General features: G+C 57.8%; 16 protein-coding genes and 1 riboswitch. Of the genes, 5 read left to right on the top strand and 11 right to left on the bottom strand.

Annotated features, from left to right (window positions below; genetic code table 11):
- The first annotated feature begins 13 nt into the window (after window positions 1-13).
- Window positions 14-2278, top strand: coding sequence for an OmcA/MtrC family decaheme c-type cytochrome (locus AC0L6S_RS21885; protein WP_473426223.1), 2265 nt, complete (start codon window positions 14-16; stop codon window positions 2276-2278).
- Between the two features lie 169 nt (window positions 2279-2447).
- Window positions 2448-3479, top strand: a complete 1032-nt coding sequence (gene hemH, locus AC0L6S_RS21880; protein ID WP_473426222.1) for a ferrochelatase — start codon at window positions 2448-2450, stop codon at window positions 3477-3479.
- An 87-nt stretch (window positions 3480-3566) separates the two neighbouring features.
- On the opposite strand, the gene AC0L6S_RS21875 is transcribed toward hemH, so the two are convergent.
- The 3 genes from AC0L6S_RS21875 to AC0L6S_RS21865 all read right to left on the bottom strand — a co-directional run bounded on the left by AC0L6S_RS21875 (window position 3567) and on the right by AC0L6S_RS21865 (window position 5228).
- Window positions 3567-3818, bottom strand: a complete 252-nt coding sequence (locus tag AC0L6S_RS21875; RefSeq protein WP_473426221.1) for a hypothetical protein — start codon at window positions 3816-3818, stop codon at window positions 3567-3569.
- A 92-nt stretch (window positions 3819-3910) separates the two neighbouring features.
- Window positions 3911-4360, bottom strand: a complete 450-nt coding sequence (locus tag AC0L6S_RS21870) for a methyltransferase family protein (RefSeq protein ID WP_473426220.1) — start codon at window positions 4358-4360, stop codon at window positions 3911-3913.
- Between the two features lie 16 nt (window positions 4361-4376).
- Window positions 4377-5228 carry a ZIP family metal transporter gene (locus tag AC0L6S_RS21865; RefSeq protein ID WP_473426219.1) on the bottom strand — a complete coding sequence of 284 codons (852 nt, stop codon included), beginning with the start codon at window positions 5226-5228 and terminating at the stop codon, window positions 4377-4379.
- Between the two features lie 227 nt (window positions 5229-5455).
- Between AC0L6S_RS21865 and AC0L6S_RS21860 the strand changes: the two genes are divergently transcribed.
- Window positions 5456-6997, top strand: a complete 1542-nt coding sequence (locus tag AC0L6S_RS21860) for an aldehyde dehydrogenase family protein (protein ID WP_473426218.1) — start codon at window positions 5456-5458, stop codon at window positions 6995-6997.
- A 38-nt stretch (window positions 6998-7035) separates the two neighbouring features.
- Here AC0L6S_RS21860 and AC0L6S_RS21855 read toward each other — a convergent pair whose 3' ends face one another.
- The 6 genes from AC0L6S_RS21855 to rplU all read right to left on the bottom strand — a co-directional run bounded on the left by AC0L6S_RS21855 (window position 7036) and on the right by rplU (window position 11875).
- Window positions 7036-7599, bottom strand: coding sequence for a GNAT family N-acetyltransferase (locus tag AC0L6S_RS21855; protein ID WP_473426217.1), 564 nt, complete (start codon window positions 7597-7599; stop codon window positions 7036-7038).
- Window positions 7600-7625: 26 nt separating this feature from the next.
- Window positions 7626-8102: a 6,7-dimethyl-8-ribityllumazine synthase gene (locus tag AC0L6S_RS21850; protein ID WP_473426216.1), complete on the bottom strand. Its 477-nt coding sequence runs from the start codon at window positions 8100-8102 to the stop codon at window positions 7626-7628.
- A gap of 84 nt (window positions 8103-8186) precedes the next feature.
- A riboswitch (FMN riboswitch) is annotated at window positions 8187-8338 on the bottom strand.
- 45 nt (window positions 8339-8383) lie between these two features.
- Entirely contained in the window at window positions 8384-9505 is a 1122-nt protein-coding gene (gene proB / locus AC0L6S_RS21845; protein ID WP_473426215.1) for a glutamate 5-kinase, read from the bottom strand.
- 8 nt (window positions 9506-9513) lie between these two features.
- Entirely contained in the window at window positions 9514-10701 is a 1188-nt protein-coding gene (cgtA, locus tag AC0L6S_RS21840; RefSeq protein WP_473426214.1) for an Obg family GTPase CgtA, read from the bottom strand.
- 592 nt (window positions 10702-11293) lie between these two features.
- The gene (rpmA, locus tag AC0L6S_RS21835) at window positions 11294-11551 is read right to left on the bottom strand and encodes a 50S ribosomal protein L27 (RefSeq protein WP_473426213.1); all 258 of its coding nucleotides are present in this window, start codon (window positions 11549-11551) and stop codon (window positions 11294-11296) included.
- A gap of 15 nt (window positions 11552-11566) precedes the next feature.
- A complete protein-coding gene (rplU, locus tag AC0L6S_RS21830; protein WP_473426212.1) occupies window positions 11567-11875 on the bottom strand; it encodes a 50S ribosomal protein L21 in 309 nt (102 codons plus the stop codon).
- Window positions 11876-12163: 288 nt separating this feature from the next.
- Between rplU and AC0L6S_RS21825 the strand changes: the two genes are divergently transcribed.
- Window positions 12164-13126: a polyprenyl synthetase family protein gene (locus AC0L6S_RS21825; RefSeq protein ID WP_473426211.1), complete on the top strand. Its 963-nt coding sequence runs from the start codon at window positions 12164-12166 to the stop codon at window positions 13124-13126.
- A 102-nt stretch (window positions 13127-13228) separates the two neighbouring features.
- A complete protein-coding gene (gene pgi / locus AC0L6S_RS21820; protein WP_473426210.1) occupies window positions 13229-14869 on the top strand; it encodes a glucose-6-phosphate isomerase in 1641 nt (546 codons plus the stop codon).
- 19 nt (window positions 14870-14888) lie between these two features.
- On the opposite strand, the gene AC0L6S_RS21815 is transcribed toward pgi, so the two are convergent.
- Together AC0L6S_RS21815 and galU are read right to left on the bottom strand one after the other, a co-directional pair.
- A complete protein-coding gene (locus AC0L6S_RS21815) occupies window positions 14889-16238 on the bottom strand; it encodes a phosphohexomutase domain-containing protein (protein ID WP_473426209.1) in 1350 nt (449 codons plus the stop codon).
- An 11-nt stretch (window positions 16239-16249) separates the two neighbouring features.
- Complete coding sequence (gene galU / locus AC0L6S_RS21810; RefSeq protein ID WP_473426208.1) at window positions 16250-17077, bottom strand: UTP--glucose-1-phosphate uridylyltransferase GalU; 828 nt, start codon at window positions 17075-17077, stop codon at window positions 16250-16252.
- Between the last annotated feature and the right edge of the window lies 1 nt (window position 17078).

Genomic DNA, 17078 nt, shown 5'->3' with positions numbered 1-17078 from the left:
GGGGAGGAAGACAATGCACACTTTCGCACGCACCTGGATCTTGGCGGGGCTGGTCGGCCTGCTTGTCGCCTGTGGCGGCGGTGGAGGCAACAGCGCCTCTGGCGTGGAACCAGGCCCGGCTCCCCCCAACCAGCCGGTACCACCAACACCGATTCCACCCACGCCTACGACAAATCCCTATGCACAGGCCGAGGTGTTGAACGCGTACATCACAGACGCGGCCCTGAATGCGGATATGCAGGCAGTCATACAGTTCCAGTTGAGTGACGCGGATAATGTTGCGATCACTGACCTGACTGCCGATGACGTGCGCTTTGTCATCGCCAAACTTGAAACCAGCCCGCTGGGCAGTTCCACCGGCACCTGGCAATCCTATATCAATACAGTCGCCGCGCCGCAGGTGGGCATCGGCACTGAGCCGAAGTTGCAGGGTACCTATGAGACCGATGGCGAGTTCACCAATCTCGGCGACGGCATGTACAGCTATCGCTACGCGACAAGTCTCACCAACCTGCCTGAAGATGTGCTGGCGCAAGCTGAAGCGGAGGGGCTGGACCTCAGCTACGACCCGAACCTGACCCACCGCGTGGCGATCCAGTTTGACAATGCGCCTGGCAAAGCCAACCCCTCGCACGACTGGCTACCGGCCACCGGAGCGACCGATGGCATCTTCACTATGGATATCGCCGCCACGGCCAACTGCAACCGCTGCCACGACCCTCTTGCTATACACGGCGGCGGCCGACAGGAAGTCAAATATTGCGTCACCTGCCACAACGCCGGTTCCGTCGACCCGGACAGCACCAATACCGTTGATTTCAAAGTTATGGTTCACAAGATACACCGCGGCGCAAACCTGCCCAGCGTGGAAATGGGCGAGCCGTATGTGATCTATGGTTTCCGCAACACGCCGCACGATTACTCCGATGTGCACTTCCCGCAGGACATCCGCAACTGCGTGAACTGCCATGTCGGCTCCGCCACAGGCGCAGATCTGGACTATGAGCTGACCGAGACCGCCCAGGGCGACAACTGGTCGCTCTACGCCACTGCGGCGGCCTGTGGCAGTTGCCACGACGATGTGGATTTTAGCCGACACGCCGGAGGGCAACCGGACGATAGCAACTGCGACAGTTGCCACTCCACGGGCGGCATTGCCGGCAGCATCCAGGACAGCCACGAAATACTTTCGGTAGTGGCTAGTAAACAATTCATGGCGGAAGTGCTCTCTGTTGACAACAGCATGCAGGGCGAAAATCCGGTTGTGAGTTTTAAAATCAGCAACCCGGAGACCGGGCAGGATTACGACATCCTCACAGACCCGGTATTCAGTGGCGCATCGATCAATGTGCGCACCGCCTGGAGCACTAGCGATTATACCAATACCGGCAATGACTCCGACAACGCCAGCTCCGTTTCTGTCAGCGCCCTGACTGGGGCAACCGCTAACGGCGATGGCAGCTTCAGTGTCACCATGCCAGTGGCCATACCCGATGGCAGTGAGCAGCCTTTCATTCCTGCCACCGGCAGTGGTGCGACGGTGGTCGAGGGACGCCTGTCGATTGAGTTGGAGTCGGGTGAATCCCCTTCGCAGGTACCCCTGACCAACGTTCATGCATTCTTTTCAATCGACGAACCCGACGGCGTTGCCGTACCTCGGCGGACATCGGTTGAACTGGATAATTGCCTGGCCTGCCACCAGGTGCTTAGCCTGCACGGCAGCAACCGCACAGACGATATCAATAGCTGTGTCACCTGCCACAACCCGCGCAATACCGATCGTGACGTGAGGGCAATAGCGTCCACGCCTCCCACTGATGGCAAGACGGAGGAATCCATCGACTTCAAAACTATGGTGCACGGCATCCACGCTGCCGGCATGCGCGAAGACCCTCTGCAGATTGTCGGCTTTCGCGGCTTCACTACCTATGTCTATGACGAGGAACATGTGCAGTACCCCGGTAACCTCGCAAACTGCATCGCCTGCCACACGGATGATGGCTACACTCTGCCTTTGCCCAGTGGTGTACTGGCGACCACCATCGACACCGGCGTCGACCTGCAAAGCCCGGTTGACGACACCGTTGTGACACCGGTAACTGCGGCATGCTCGAGTTGCCATGACGATACAGAAGCGGCGTCGCACATGACTTTGCAGGGCGGTAGCTTCAGTACCACGCAGGCGGCGATTGACGCCGGCACCGTAGTAGAAACCTGCAGTGTGTGCCACGGTGAGGGCCGCAATGCCGATGTCACCGAAGTACACGACATCCCCTGAGGGCTTACTTGTCGTAGCTGTCTGACGCGCACCTGAATCCCGCGGCCGCCTGACTGCCGAGGATTCAGGCGCCGGGGATGCCATTTGCCTGTGACAGCCGGCATCGAAAAACGCCCCCGTCCAACCGCACTACTTGGCTTTGCGCAGGCAAACGTATATCGTCCAACGCATGAAATATATCGGCACAGAGAACTTCGACCACGAGCAACGCCCACGCACAGGGATTCTGCTGACCAATCTGGGCACTCCTCAGGCACCGCAGCGCAAGGCGCTACGGGTTTTTCTAAAGGAGTTCCTGTCGGACCCGAGGGTTGTAGAGATACCGCGCCTACTGTGGTGGTTTATCCTCAACGGCGTCATTCTGAATATCCGCCCGGGGCGTTCCGCAAAAGCCTATCGCAGCGTCTGGACGGAACGTGGCTCTCCCCTGCTGTTTCACACACAGGACCAGACAGCAGGTCTGCGCGATGCGATGAACCGTGCGTATGGCGATGAGGTCATCGTGGAGTTCGCGATGCGCTATGGCACGCCCGCCATTCCCGATGTCCTGCAGGGTATGCTGGAGCGAGGCGTGCGTAGACTGTTAGTACTGCCGCTGTATCCCCAGTACAGTTGTTCGACCACCGCCTCCACCTTCGATGCGCTGGCGGCCGATTTCACCCGCAGGCGCTGGCTGCCCGAGCTGCGTATGATCAATCACTATCATGATCACCCCGCCTATATCAGCGCGATTGCCAACAGCGTGCGGGCATATCGCACCGAGCACGGCACTGCCGATGTTCTCCTGTTTTCCTATCACGGTGTGCCACAGCGCTATCTGGATCAGGGCGACCCCTACCACTGTGAATGTCTGAAAACCTCGCGACTGGTTGCAGCTGAACTGGGGCTGGCGGAGGACGCGTACAAGACGACGTTTCAATCACGCTTTGGCCGGGAGGAGTGGCTAAAGCCCTACACCGACGCCATCCTTCAGGAATTGCCGGAGCAGGGTATTAAAACAGTGCAGGTTATTGCGCCCGGATTCGCGGCGGACTGTCTGGAAACACTCGAGGAACTGGCGGTTGAGAACAGGGACTATTTTCTCGCTGCCGGTGGCGAGCAGTACCAGTATATTCCATGTTTAAACAGCTCCTCAGACCATATCGCGGCATTGACGCAGATTGTCAATGAGCACCTGGCAGGATGGCTGGATCATACTTAGGCCAGACTCAGTTCTGGCATTCAACGGGGGGCTGGCGTTGACCTGACCGGCGCAAACCGGGCAGGCCAGTGTAGGGTTTTTCGAGGTTCAGCTGTCGTCGTCGAGAGGAATTAGCCTGGCGATCATCAGGCGCAATTCTTCATCCGTGAGTGCCTGATTAGCCTCGTGACGTTTGTTCTCAGGAGCCTTGGCTTCCACGATGATCTCGTCGACCGTCATGCCGGCCCAGTCCTCAATCGGTTCGTGGCACTCCAGACACTGGTTGGGGTCGGTATCCGCCGCCAGGGCGAAACTGGATAAACCCCAAAGACACAAGCCCGCTACAATTTTTTTATTCATGGTTACTCCTGAGTGGTTGGGTCAACTTTCCTGTACCCCGCTAAAAATACCAGCGACGCCGGGCACTACATATAGGGTAGCCGCTTTTTCGACTATAGCCAACGCCTTACCCGCTCACAATAGGCGGGGTAATCTTGCGGGAATATTTCACGCAACATTGCCTCCTCTGGACGGATAAAACGCAGTTCGATAATAACCGCAAATACCGGCGGAACCAGCAGCGCAAACGCCGCACCCACAGTGAGTGCACACCCCAGCAGGACCGCCAACATGCCCAGATACATCGGGTTACGCGTGTAGCGGTAAATGCCGTCTGTTACCAGCGCGGAGACATTGCGAAACGGTATCACCCCCGTGCCCGCACGTGTAAACAGACCGTTGGCAATCACCAGCAGACCCAGCCCGATCATAATCAGTACGCCGCCCACCAACTGCCAGGTAACACTGGTAAATCTCGCGCCGGGAAAGTACTCATTGCAGGCGAAAATGACAATCAGGCCGAATACCAGCCAGATCGGCGGATAGATTATGCGTTTAACCATTCCCGCTCACCTCTGTTTAATGTGGCGCCATATGGACACCGGCCGGCTCCACGCTGCCGATTGCATAGGCTAACGCAATCCCGAGAAGAAACGCCAGTGTCAGTTTGCCGCGATCGTGGCTGTGAAAGTGCACCTCCGGCAGCAGGTCACTCAAGGCGATACAGATAAATGCCCCGGCGGAGAATGCCAGTGCCACGGCCACGAGGTGATCGCGACCCGCATCCACTACGTCGACGCCGAAGAAAAACAACATCGCCCCCAGCGGACACATCAGCGCAAATACTACATTGGTAGCAGCCCTCGCGCCCTTGCTCCAGCCGCCGGCCTGCATAACTGTGACGATGGACATTGCATCCAGCGGTTTGTGCAGCAATATTGCCAGAAACACACCGATACCCAGCACACCGCTGGCGTGGCTACCGGCATGCATCACTGCACCTAGCGCAACCCCGTCAATCAACGTGTGCACCGCCAGGCCCAGTGCCAGTCCCACCCAGCTTAGCCCGTGAACTGAATGGCCATGATCGTGGCTGTGGCTGTGGCTGTGCTCGTGCTCGAGCTGAGCACCCGCCTCGAGACTAAAGTCGTGCTGATGGAAATGAAATACACGGAGCAGCAACAGCATCACAATCAGGCCGATCATCAGCCACCAGACGGTGGTGTCGACACCCCCGGATTCGCTGGCCAACGCCACACTGTGGGGCAACAGGTGATAGAACGCCACCCCCAGCATCAGCCCTGAGACCAAACTCATCACCACCTGGGTGCGGGTGTGAGTCATCCTTATCAAGCTGGGCAGAAGCCCCCCGACCAGCGAGAAGCCGGCAATGGCCAGACAGTAAACAATCAGCAGTAATGTTGGCGACACCGGCACGCGCTCAGTTGGGGGTTAGGTTTCAACGCGGCGCATTATTCCACATTCAACCGGCGTTGTAATCGCAGCGGCTAGCTAAACCAACATTCTGGCAAGACACAGTGGTACAAGCTGTATTACCGGTCCACAATAATTTTCTGATCCACGTTCGGCACCGGCAAAAGGCATTGACACCCAAACTAATGATCATTAGTTTAGCCATATCATGTGAGGAGGACGCCATGTCTATCTACGAACCGATTGAATCCAATGACTCTCACCGCCACCTGCAGCTGCGCAGCCCCGTCACGCTGGAGCCCATCGGAGAACTGATCTGCGCCAATACCGAGGACGTGGCTGCAGCCATCTCCAAGGCCAGAGCCGCACAGCCGACCTGGGCGGCTACGCCGATGAAAGACAGAGCTGCCATTGTGGAGCGCGCGCTAAAGGTCCTGCTGGAACGCCAGGACGAAGTCATAGAGACCGTGGTCCGGGAGACGGGCAAAGCGCCCACTGATGCGATGAGCATGGAAGTTTTTTCGGTGGCGGACCAGCTGTGCTACTACGCAAAAAATGCAGAGAAATTCCTCAAGCCGCGCAAGCGCAAAGTCCACGGCATTCTGGGCCTGATGAAGCAATTGCGCATCCTGTACAAGCCACTGGGCGTCATCGGCCTGATCACGCCCTGGAACGGCCCGTTTGTGCTGCTGATGAATCAGGCAACGCAGGCGATACTGGCCGGCAACACCGTGGTAGCCAAAGGCTCCGAAGTAACGCCCTACTCCGCCAAACTGGCCGAGGATATCTTCCGTCAGGCCGGACTGCCCGAAGGCGTGTTGCAAGTTTTGCTAGGCGATGGCGAAACCGGTGCAGCCATTGTGCGCGGCGGCGTCGACAAGGTCTCATTTACCGGTTCGGTTGCGACCGGACGCAATGTCGCCGAGGCCTGCGCCAGCCAACTGATCCCCTGCACGCTCGAACTGGGCGGCAATGACGCGATGATTGTGTGCGCCGATGCCGATCTGGATCGGGCCGCAGACGGCGCCTGGGTCGGCTCCTGCATGAACACCGGACACTACTGCTGTGGCACAGAGCGTATCTATGTGGTGAAAGAGGTCTATGACGAATTCCTGAAACTCGTGCTGGAAAAGGGCAAGAGCCTACGACAGGGTTCACAGCACGGCTGGGACGAGGATATCGGCGCGGTATTCTGGGATCGCCAGATGGCCATCATCGAAGCACACGTCGAGGACGCCCGCGCCAAGGGTGCCGCTATCCTGATGGGGGGCCGACGCAACCCCGATCTGCCGGGCCTTTACTACGAGCCGACGGTCATCACAGAAGTCGACAACACTATGGACATCATGCTGCTGGAGACCTTTGGGCCGATATTGTGTATCCAGAAAGTGGACAGTGAAGCGCAGGCGCTGGCATTGGCCAATGACTCCGAATTCGGACTCAATGGCAATGTCTGGACCAAGGACAAGGAAAAAGGCTACCGGCTGGCCAGTGCCATCGACACCGGAGCTTGCAGCGTCAACGATATGGCGGTGAGCTACGGTATCCCTGCCGCGCCCTTTGGCGGTCGTAAAAACTCCGGCGTTGGCCAGGTCAACGGCAAAAAAGGGCTGCGCGGCTACTGCCACGAAATGCCCATCGTCATCGACCGCTTCGGCGGAAAGATGCAGAACGGTTACCCCTACAGCGCTAAAAGCGTGGAGGGGATGAAAAAGCTGATGAACTTCCTGTGGGTGAAGACTTCGCTGGGCCGCTGGTTGAGCTGATGCGCAGACGGACCACACCAGCATTCTGATCCAGACGACTAGTATTGTGGTTCAGCGCGTTTTCTCGAGAGATACTGCGGCTCACGAAGGCAATAGTAGAGCTGCACAAAGGGCTTCCCCTTAAGCGCCCTGTTTTTCTGATGGGAAAGGCTTGCTCCGAGCTTTTCCACAGCCCGGCGCGAGCGCATGTTTTCCCTGCCCACGTGAAACCAGACCACATCGGCCCACTGATAGATGTGGCTCAGCATCAGATCTTTCAGCTCGGCGTTGGTGCCCGCCCCCCAGTGGTCACGCACCAGAAACGTATAGCCGATAGAAATCTCGGCCGTATCCCGCCGCCATTCGTAAAAGCGGCTGGACCCAATGATTCGGCCTGTGGCTATCTCCTCCACCGCCAATGCGCCACGGCTGGAGATTGCACCGTCAAAAAAACGCTCCCGAAAGACCTCCCGCTGGTAGCGCGTGGAATCCGGATGCAGCGCCCATATCGCAGGGTCGGATGCGGCGCGCTGAAGCGCCTCGAAATCCGCCGGCACCAGCGGTCGAAGGGCGATAGTACTGCCCTTCAAAACGGGCTGCAGATTGATACGTCTGCTATCCATGCAACATCATCCGCCGCATTCTGGCCCTAGGCCGCACTCAACTGCCGGTAGCGAGACAGCGTCTGACCGCATGCCTGCGCAGCTTCTCTGCCTTTGATCACAAAGTGCTCCTTGAAGAACTCAGGCTGGCCCTCACTGATGAAATCCTTGGGGGTCAGTACGCCAGTAAAGATCGGCACACCGGTATCCAGCTGTGCCTGCATCAGGCCGTCTATCACCGCTGATGCAACAAATTCGTGGCGGTAGATACCGCCGTCAACGACAAGGCCGGCAGCGACGATGGCAGCATAGTCACCGGTTGTAGCCAGTTGTTTTGCCAATAGCGGAATTTCAAATGCGCCGGGGACTTCAAACATCGCGACTTCCCGGCCGTCGATGGCCTGGAACTCCGCCAGAAACGAATCCCTGAACTGATCGACAATATCGTGATGCCAACGCGCAAGAATAAGCGCAACCCGAGGTTGGTGAACAATACTTTGAGTATCAATAGTGAGTGTTTTCATCTGCTGTTTTCCCTTATAAAAGAAAGTTAAACAACAGGGCAAATAAGGGCGACTACCGCTCCAGAGTGGGATGGAAAATCAACAGACCTTATTCTCATAACCAGACTATGACTGTCGGCTCCGGAATCGCACCGGATCTGCTTGTCCTCCTGCAAAGGCAGGAGCGCCCGCGGGCTACGCTACGTGTAGCAACGATTACCGCCGGTGGGGACTTTCACCCCGCCCTGAGAATTGCCGCATTGTGGCGGCAGGCGAAGACTAGGGCATTCGACGGTTTGTGTCTATAGCAGCACCAGGTTATCCCGGTGGATCAATTCCTCATCCAGCTGGTAGCCGAGGATGGATTCTATTTCCCGCGACGGCGACCCCATGATGCGACGCGTCTCCTCCGCGCTATAGTTGACGAGGCCACGTGCCACCTCACGGCCCTCGGCATTGCGACAGGACACCATGTCCCCGCGCGAAAAGTTCCCGCGCACCTCGCGCACCCCCACTGACAACAGGCTGCGACCGGATTCGCGCAGGACCCGCACTGCGCCATCATCCAGCTCGACACTGCCGGCTGTTTGCACCATGCCGGCCAGCCACTGCTTGCGGGCGTTCTCCGGCTGCTTGCCCGTGCGCAACCAGGTACCCTCGTTGCTTCCAGCGGCGATGATACCGAGCACATTCTCCCTGCGCCCCGACGCAATCACCGTCTCGGTGCCGGAACGGGCCGCCAGACGCGCGGCACGCAGTTTCGTCACCATGCCGCCGCGGCCCAGGGCGCCGCCTTCGCCGGCCATCTCATCCAGGCTGGGATCCTGTACGTCACAGGTGTCGACCAGCTCGGCCGCTTCATTATGCCTCGGGTCCTCGCGGTAGAGCCCTTTCTGATCGGTGAGTAATACCAGTACTTCCGCATCGATCAGGTTCGCCACCAGCGCAGCCAGCGTGTCGTTGTCGCCAAAGCGGATCTCATCGGTAACCACCGTGTCATTTTCATTCACAATCGGCAGCACACCCAGTTTCAGCAGGGTATTCAACGTACCGCGGGCATTGAGGTAGCGATCGCGTGCGAGAACATCATCGTGTACCAGCAACACCTGCGCCGTCGCAATATTGTGACGCTTGAACCCCGCTTCATAGCTCTGCACCAGAATGGACTGGCCGACGGCCGCAGCAGCTTGCAACTCGTGTAACAAATGGGGCCGCGCTGTCCAGCCCAGACGCACAATACCCGCCGCCACAGCGCCGCTGGAAACCAACACCACCTCATGACCCGCCGAGCGTAACTGTGCCAGTTGCTCCACCAGTGAGCCGATAATGCGCTCATCCAATCCCCGGCCATCGTCCGTCAGCAGCGCGCTGCCCACCTTCACCACCCAGCGGCGCGAGCGGGCAATTTCACTTCGTTCAGTCATTGGCCTTCCTACTCTCGATACTCGACTTCGACATCGAAGTCATCGTCATCATCACCGTCTTCTTCCGCATCCGAGCGCGACCGCAGCGCGGTGCGCAACTCCTCGATACGCTGCCTGGCTTCCACCTGCATAGCGCGCTGCAGGGCCGCCTCTGCCACACGCAACTCAGGGTCTGCCTCCTCCCGCTCGCGACACTCCTCAATATAACTCATCAGATCTCCGCACAATGCGGCAGTGCCATTGGCAGAGATGGCCGATATCGTGTACACAGGGCCCTGCCAGTCCAGTGCCTCCAGCACCGCAACTCGGCGCTGCTCCAGCGTTTCCTCGTCCAGCAGATCGCTTTTGTTCAACACCAGCCAGCGTTCGCGCTTTGCCAGCGTCGGGCTGAAGCGCTCAAGCTCGCGCGCAATACTCAACGCAGCATCGGCCGGCTCCACCCCATCGTACGGTGCCATATCCACCAGATGCAGGAGAATGCGATTGCGTGTCAGGTGTTTGAGAAACCGTATGCCCAACCCGGCCCCTTCCGATGCGCCCTCTATCAACCCTGGTATATCGGCCATTACAAAACTGCGGTGGGCCTCAACGCTGACCACGCCCAGATTCGGTACCAGTGTCGTAAAGGGATAATCGGCCACCTTGGGCTTGGCCGATGACACCGCCCGGATGAGTGTCGACTTGCCGGCATTGGGCAACCCCAACAAACCGACATCGGCCAGTACTTTCAGCTCGAATTTCAAACTGCGGAACTCGCCCTCACTACCGTGCGATGTCTGGCGCGGCGCTCGGTTGGTGCTGGACTTATAGCGCGTATTGCCCAGACCGTGAAAGCCACCCTGTGCCACAACCAGTCTCTGCCCCGCCTCGGACAAATCACCGAGCACCTCACCCAGATCCTCGTCGATAATGGTGGTGCCCACAGGCACACGCAGCACAAGATCCTCTGCACTCTTACCGGTGCAGTTCCTACTCTGTCCCTTCTCGCCATCCAGAGCGCGATAGTTGCGCGTAAAACGATAGTCTACCAGCGTGTTCAGTGACTCATCGGCCTCCACCACAACACTGCCGCCGTCACCGCCATCACCGCCGTCTGGGCCACCGCGCTCAATATACTTCTCGCGCCGAAAGCTCATGCAGCCGTTGCCGCCCTTGCCGGCGTAAACGTTGATACTCACTTCATCAACAAACTTCATTTATCTTTACCTTTTCGGCGAACGGCTTCTTCAAGACCGACTTCTTCGAGAATAACTTCGCTATCTGTTTCGTTCCGGCTACGGGTTTGAAGCGGTTTGCCTTACAGGACCCGCCGTGAACCCCCACCCGTAAAGAGGGGCAGACCCTCCATGGAGGTTTGAGCTCGACTTCCTTTACCATCACAGCATACCACCTGTCACAGCTGGAATAGCTTCAAACTGTTCCCGGTGCCCTAGAATAACGCGCGTATATTATCTGACAAACGCGAAATAGTAGTGAAGAAGAGGGCGCGCGACGTGGCAGACTGAGTGAACAATAAGGCCGCAGCTTGAGTTTGTCAGCGCTTACGGGGGCTTTCTGCGAGCACTGTTTGAGTCCATAAAATTGCGCAGCAATTTTTGTCGAGTTGCGCAGGCAGCCCGTAAGCGCTGACAAACTCGCGGCCGTTCACTCAGTCTGCCACGTCGCGCGACCGGCCAGTACATTAGCGAATCTACTACTGGAAACCTCTCTGGAAATCCGCCCGTAAGCAGATAAAAAAAAGCCCCGTCAATCGACGAGGCCCTGATCCCTACAATTGGTACCGCCGACTCAGGCGCTCACCACCTGCACAAACTTGCGATTCTTCGGCCCCCGGGCAATGAATTCAACCTTGCCGTCAGCCTTGGCAAACAGGGTATGATCCTTACCGATACCGACATTGTCGCCCGCGTGAAAGCGTGTGCCACGCTGACGCACGATGATGTTTCCGGCTTTCACAGTCTCACCGCCAAAGCACTTGACGCCCAGTCGCTTACTGACCGAATCGCGTCCGTTACGAGTACTACCACCAGCTTTTTTGTGTGCCATTGTCCAAGCCCTCCCTTAAGCCTTGATACCGGTTATCTTCACTTCGGTAAACCACTGACGATGGCCAGTCTCTCTACGATAGTGCTTACGGCGATTGAATTTAACGATTTTGACCTTCTTGTGACGGCCCTGTGCAACCACTTCGGCAGTGACGACACCGCCGGCAACCAGCGGGGTACCGATTTTTATCGTATCGCCGCCCACCATCAGAACTTTATCGAATTCGATCGTTTCACCCGGGGCTACTTCGATTTTTTCCAGCTTGAGGGTTTCGCCCTCGACGACACGGTGCTGCTTACCACCGCTTTCGATTACTGCATACATAGCGTGCTCCGTTTAATTAGCCTGCTCGCAGTTAAATAAACCCTTATAAAACAAGGGGGCAGAGTCAGGCACAAACAGTTGAGTTTACCCGCGACCACCACGATTGCCCGCAGCGAGGTCCGGAGAGCCGGCGATTTTACGCAAATCAGCAGGGTGGAGCAAGCGTTAATTTTATCTAAAAACAAGGAGTTGCAAACGCTCTGTGCACCCATCGCCAGTGCGACACAGCTTGACACGCCGATATTGGCACCCTAGCATGCGCGGGCACTTTTTAATCCCCTGTCCCCTATGCAGCAGATACGCGCCACCGTCGCTCAAGAATTTGAACTGGTCAACCAGCTCATCATTGATCAACTCCACTCAAATGTCGCCATGGTGGAGAACGTCGGGCACTACATCGTCGACGCCGGCGGCAAACGCCTCCGCCCCCTGCTGGTACTGCTCACTGGCGCCGCGCTCGGCCGTTGTGAAGACCGGCACATCACGCTGGCAGCCATTATCGAATTTATTCACACGGCGACGCTGCTACACGACGACGTGGTCGACCTGTCGACGCTGCGTCGCGGCAGGCCCACCGCCAATGCCGAGTTTGGCAATGCGCCCTCAGTGCTGGTCGGCGATTTCCTGTACACGCGCGCATTTCAACTGATGGTGCAATTGGCGGATATGGACATTCTGGACCACATGGCCCAGACCACCAATACCATCGCCGAAGGTGAGGTGCTGCAACTGACACGCGCGGGCGACCCCGATACCACCGAGGCGCAGTATCTCGATGTAATCACGCGCAAAACCGCCATTCTGTTCGCGGCGGCCTGTTATGGCGCGGCCACCCTCTCGGGGCAGGATGAGCAAACCAGGAACGCGCTGCGGGAATTCGGCCTCAATCTCGGCATAGCCTTCCAGATGGTCGATGACGCGCTGGACTACGATGGCGACCCCGCCACGATGGGCAAGAATGTCGGTGATGACCTCATGGAAGGCAAGGTCACCCTGCCGCTGATACACACCCTGCGCGAGGGCAACGCCAGTGAACAGGCCGTGGTGCGCGAAGCGATTACGCAGAAGAGCACAGCCAATATCGAACAGATTATCACGGCGATACAGCGCTGTGGCGCGCTGGAGTACACCCGCGCCCAGGCACGGCGTTACAGCGATCTGGCACTTGAGAACCTGTCTGTACTACCGGACAGTGAGCCACGCAGTGCGCTGGCAAGCGTGACAGAACTGGCGATCAATCGCGAACACTGAGTTTTCGCACTTGCTCCAGCAATGTTTGACGCCTCGCGTTTGCGCGGGAAAACCGCACTTCCTATACTGGACCCCCCGACGACTTCCCAGCGGAAACCAACAATGACGGCACGTGCACTTCTACCGGATCTGCCCGCTTACACCACACTTAAAGACCATGCGACAAAACTCCAGTTTGCATCGCTGGAGGGCCTTTTTGACGCAGATGGCAATCGCGCGGAGTCCTTCCATGCATCCGCCGCCGGAATCCAGCTGGATTACTCCAAGCACCTGCTGAGCGCCAGTGCGCTGTCCTCACTGCTGCAGTTGGCGCAGCAGGCCGGGATACCGGAAAGCATTGAGCAGTTGTTCACGGGTGTTCATATCAACAACACCGAGGATCGCCCGGCGCTTCACACGCTTCTGCGAGCGAGCAGCGGCGGCGACCAACCAGAGCGATACGCACAAGTGTGCAGTGCCAGAGAGCGCATGCAGGTGATGGCGCAGCGGCTGTACTGCGGCGAACACAGCGGCTATTCGGGCGCGGCCATTACCGACGTCGTCAACATAGGTATAGGCGGGTCCGATCTCGGTCCGCGCCTGGTGACGCAGGCATTGCGACCCTTTCACGGCAAGGTGCGGTGCCACTACGTCTCCAATGTGGATCCGGCCGATCTGTTCGACACGCTGGCCGGGCTGGAGCCAGCCACCACCGCCTTCATCATTTGTTCCAAAACTTTTCGCACGGAAGAAACCTTGGCCAATGGTATGGCTGCGCGCGCCTGGATGCTCAATGCCGGCGCGACCACGGCGGATCTGGACAAACACTTTCTGGCCGTTACTACCAATCTGCAGGCCGCGCAGGATTTCGGTATTTCAGCGGCCAATTGCCTGCCGATGTGGGACTGGGTGGGCGGGCGCTACTCTGTATGGTCTGCAGTCGGGCTCAGCTGCGCTATTGCGGTTGGCTGGGAGCGGTTCTCGGAGTTCCTCGCCGGCGCAGAGGCGATGGACCAGCACTTTCGCCACACCGACGCACAGGCCAACCTGCCAATTCTGCTGAGTCTACTGGAGATCTGGTACTGTATTTTCTTCGGCGCGAGCAACCACGTGGTGCTGCCCTACGATCACAGCCTGCAGCGTTTCCCGGATTTTTTGCAGCAGCTGACCATGGAGAGCAACGGCAAACACGTCAGCATCGACGGCCAGCCACTGGATTATGCCACCGCGCCCGTACTCTGGGGCTCGGCGGGCACGATGGGGCAGCACTCCTTTCACCAGCTATTACATCAGGGCACCCTGCTGTGTCCGGTAGACTTTATCCTGCCCCTGAACACCCATACCGGCGCAATACTGCAGCACCGCATACTGGTGGCAAACTGCCTGGCGCAAAGCCGCACACTGATGGTGGGCCGCTCGCTGGAAGACGCCACGAAAGCCCTGACCGAACGGGGACTCGACGAAGCAGAAGTGACGCGACTGGCACCGCATCTGGTAATGCCGGGCAACCGGCCCAGCAGTGTTATCACGATGGAGTCACTAACACCGCACTCTCTAGGGGCACTGCTGGCCCTGTATGAACACCGCACGTTCTGCAGTGGCCAGATATGGCGAATCAACTCTTTCGATCAATGGGGGGTGGAACTGGGCAAGGAAATCAGCACCGATATACTGGGGCGCCTGACCGGTGCCGCCGAGGACGGCACCTCCATGGATGCCGCTACCGAACGATTGATCAAGCTGTGGAAGGACGCGCAGAAATAGCGCTCGCCGCGGCGCGCTGTCAGGCGTCGATCAGCGCCAGCAATTCCGCTGTTTTGCTTTCCATCAGGTCGTGGTCGGCCCGACTTTCGACATTCAGCCTGACCACGGGCTCGGTGTTGGACATACGCAGGTTGAAACGCCAGCCGTCCATGGACATGCTCAAACCATCCACGCGCTCGACCGATTCGGCCTGCCCGGCGTAGGCCTCTTCAATTTTGGACAGCACACTCGCCGGATCTTCGATGGTGCGGTTGATCTCGCCGCTGCAGGGAAATGCCGCCACGCGCTCCGCCACCAGTGTTGACAGCCCGCGGCCACTTTGGCTGATGAGACCGGTCACCAGCAACCAGGGAATCATACCGCTGTCACAGTAGGCGAAATCACGGAAGTAGTGGTGTGCGCTCATCTCGCCGCCATACACCGCGTTTTCCAATCTCATACGCTCTTTGATAAATGCGTGTCCGGTTTTACTCTGCACGGCCTCGCCACCCTGCGATGTCACGATATCAACAGTGTTCCAGGTCAGACGTGGGTCATGCACGATACGAGCGGGGCCACTTTTCTTCAGAAAAGCCTCTGCCAACAACCCAACGACGTAATACCCTTCGATAAACTCCCCGTGTTCGTCAAAAAAGAAGCACCGGTCAAAGTCGCCGTCCCAACCCAGCCCCAGATCAGCATCGTTCTTGCGCACGGCCTCAATCGCCGCCGTCCGATTCTCCGGCAGCAAGGGATTGGGCACACCATTGGGGAAATTGCCGTCCGGTTCGTGGTGCAGCTTAATAAATTCGAACGGCAGGTGAGGCTCCAGCAGATCCACCACCCGCCCGGCACCGCCATTGCCGGCGTCCACCACGATTTTCAGCGGCTGCAAGCTCGCCACATCGACATAGGACAGCAGGTGCTGCACATAGGCTTCGGATGCATCCAGCGCATGTAGCGTTCCCGGCGTTGGCGCTGCGGTAAACTCGTTGCGCTCAGCCAGTGCCTTGATATCGAAGAGCCCGGTATCGCCGGAAATCGGCCGCGACTCCTCGCGCACGAATTTCATGCCATTGTAATCTTTCGGGTTGTGGCTGGCGGTCACCGCAATACCGCCGTCCATTTGGGCATGGGACGTGGCGAAATAAATTTCCTCTGTACCGCACAGCCCGATATCGTATACATCCACACCTTGTTCCAGCAGACCTTCTGTGAGCGCCGCTTTTATAGCCTCGCTGGTCAACCGAATGTCGTGCCCGACAACCACTTTTTGCGGTTTGACAACTTCAGCAAAGGCGCGACCGATACGCCTGGCAATATCTTCGTTGAGCTGATCGGGTACGCGGCCGCGTACATCATAAGCTTTGAAACAGGTGATTTCTTGCACTCAGGGCTCTCTTAACTTTTCTGGTAATAGTTTTCGTAAACAAAATTCGTCGCCTCTACGAAGCCGGGAACACTGCCACAATCAAAGCGCCGGCCCTTGAACTTGTAGGCAATAACACATCCCTTTTCCGCTTGCGATTGCAGTGCATCAGTAAGCTGAATTTCGCCATTGGCGCCGGGGCCCGTCTCGCGGATGATGTCGAAAATATCTGGTGTCAAAATATAGCGCCCGATAATCGCCAGATTGGACGGCGCATCCTCTGGCTGTGGCTTTTCCACCATTTTCTCTACGCTGTAAATACCTTCTTTCAAGCTTTTCCCGTCAATTACCCCATATTTGTGAGTCTGGTCGGCGGGGACCTCCTGAATGGCGACGATGGAACAACGGAACTGTTTGTACAACTCCGCCATCTGCGCGAGAACACCATCACCGTCGTTCACACACAGGTCGTCCGACAAAAGCACCCCAAACGGTTCATTCCCGATCAGTGCTTCTCCGGTGAGGATGGCGTGCCCCAGACCCTTCATTTCGCGCTGACGCACGGTGGTGAAGACGCCCTTGTCCAGTACATTGCGAATACTGTCAAGCGCCGCTTCCTTGCCGGTACCAGAAATCTGGTGCTCCAATTCATAACTGATATCGAAGTGATCAGCGATAGCGCGCTTACCGCGCCCGGTGACCATGGCACAGGTCGTCATACCCGCCGCGATGGCCTCCTCCACGCCATACTGAACCAGCGGCTTGTTGACCACAGGAAGCATTTCCTTGGGCATACTCTTGGTGGCGGGCAGAAAACGGGTTCCATAGCCCGCAACGGGGAACAAACATTTTTTAATCAAA

The organism is Halioglobus sp. D3-4 (genome assembly GCF_055809315.1).
This window is presented reverse-complemented; position numbering and strand designations above follow the sequence as displayed.

What these genes read in the sequence shown, in the direction of transcription:
- AC0L6S_RS21885 (WP_473426223.1), top strand. Translation starts at nt 14, where the DNA reads ATGCACACTTTCGCACGCACCTGGATCTTGGCGGGGCTGGTCGGCCTG.
- hemH (WP_473426222.1), top strand. Translation starts at nt 2,448, where the DNA reads ATGAAATATATCGGCACAGAGAACTTCGACCACGAGCAACGCCCACGC.
- AC0L6S_RS21875 (WP_473426221.1), bottom strand. Translation starts at nt 3,818, where the DNA reads ATGAATAAAAAAATTGTAGCGGGCTTGTGTCTTTGGGGTTTATCCAGT.
- AC0L6S_RS21870 (WP_473426220.1), bottom strand. Translation starts at nt 4,360, where the DNA reads ATGGTTAAACGCATAATCTATCCGCCGATCTGGCTGGTATTCGGCCTG.
- AC0L6S_RS21860 (WP_473426218.1), top strand. Translation starts at nt 5,456, where the DNA reads ATGTCTATCTACGAACCGATTGAATCCAATGACTCTCACCGCCACCTG.
- AC0L6S_RS21855 (WP_473426217.1), bottom strand. Translation starts at nt 7,599, where the DNA reads ATGGATAGCAGACGTATCAATCTGCAGCCCGTTTTGAAGGGCAGTACT.
- AC0L6S_RS21850 (WP_473426216.1), bottom strand. Translation starts at nt 8,102, where the DNA reads ATGAAAACACTCACTATTGATACTCAAAGTATTGTTCACCAACCTCGG.
- proB (WP_473426215.1), bottom strand. Translation starts at nt 9,505, where the DNA reads ATGACTGAACGAAGTGAAATTGCCCGCTCGCGCCGCTGGGTGGTGAAG.
- cgtA (WP_473426214.1), bottom strand. Translation starts at nt 10,701, where the DNA reads ATGAAGTTTGTTGATGAAGTGAGTATCAACGTTTACGCCGGCAAGGGC.
- rpmA (WP_473426213.1), bottom strand. Translation starts at nt 11,551, where the DNA reads ATGGCACACAAAAAAGCTGGTGGTAGTACTCGTAACGGACGCGATTCG.
- rplU (WP_473426212.1), bottom strand. Translation starts at nt 11,875, where the DNA reads ATGTATGCAGTAATCGAAAGCGGTGGTAAGCAGCACCGTGTCGTCGAG.
- AC0L6S_RS21825 (WP_473426211.1), top strand. Translation starts at nt 12,164, where the DNA reads ATGCAGCAGATACGCGCCACCGTCGCTCAAGAATTTGAACTGGTCAAC.
- pgi (WP_473426210.1), top strand. Translation starts at nt 13,229, where the DNA reads ATGACGGCACGTGCACTTCTACCGGATCTGCCCGCTTACACCACACTT.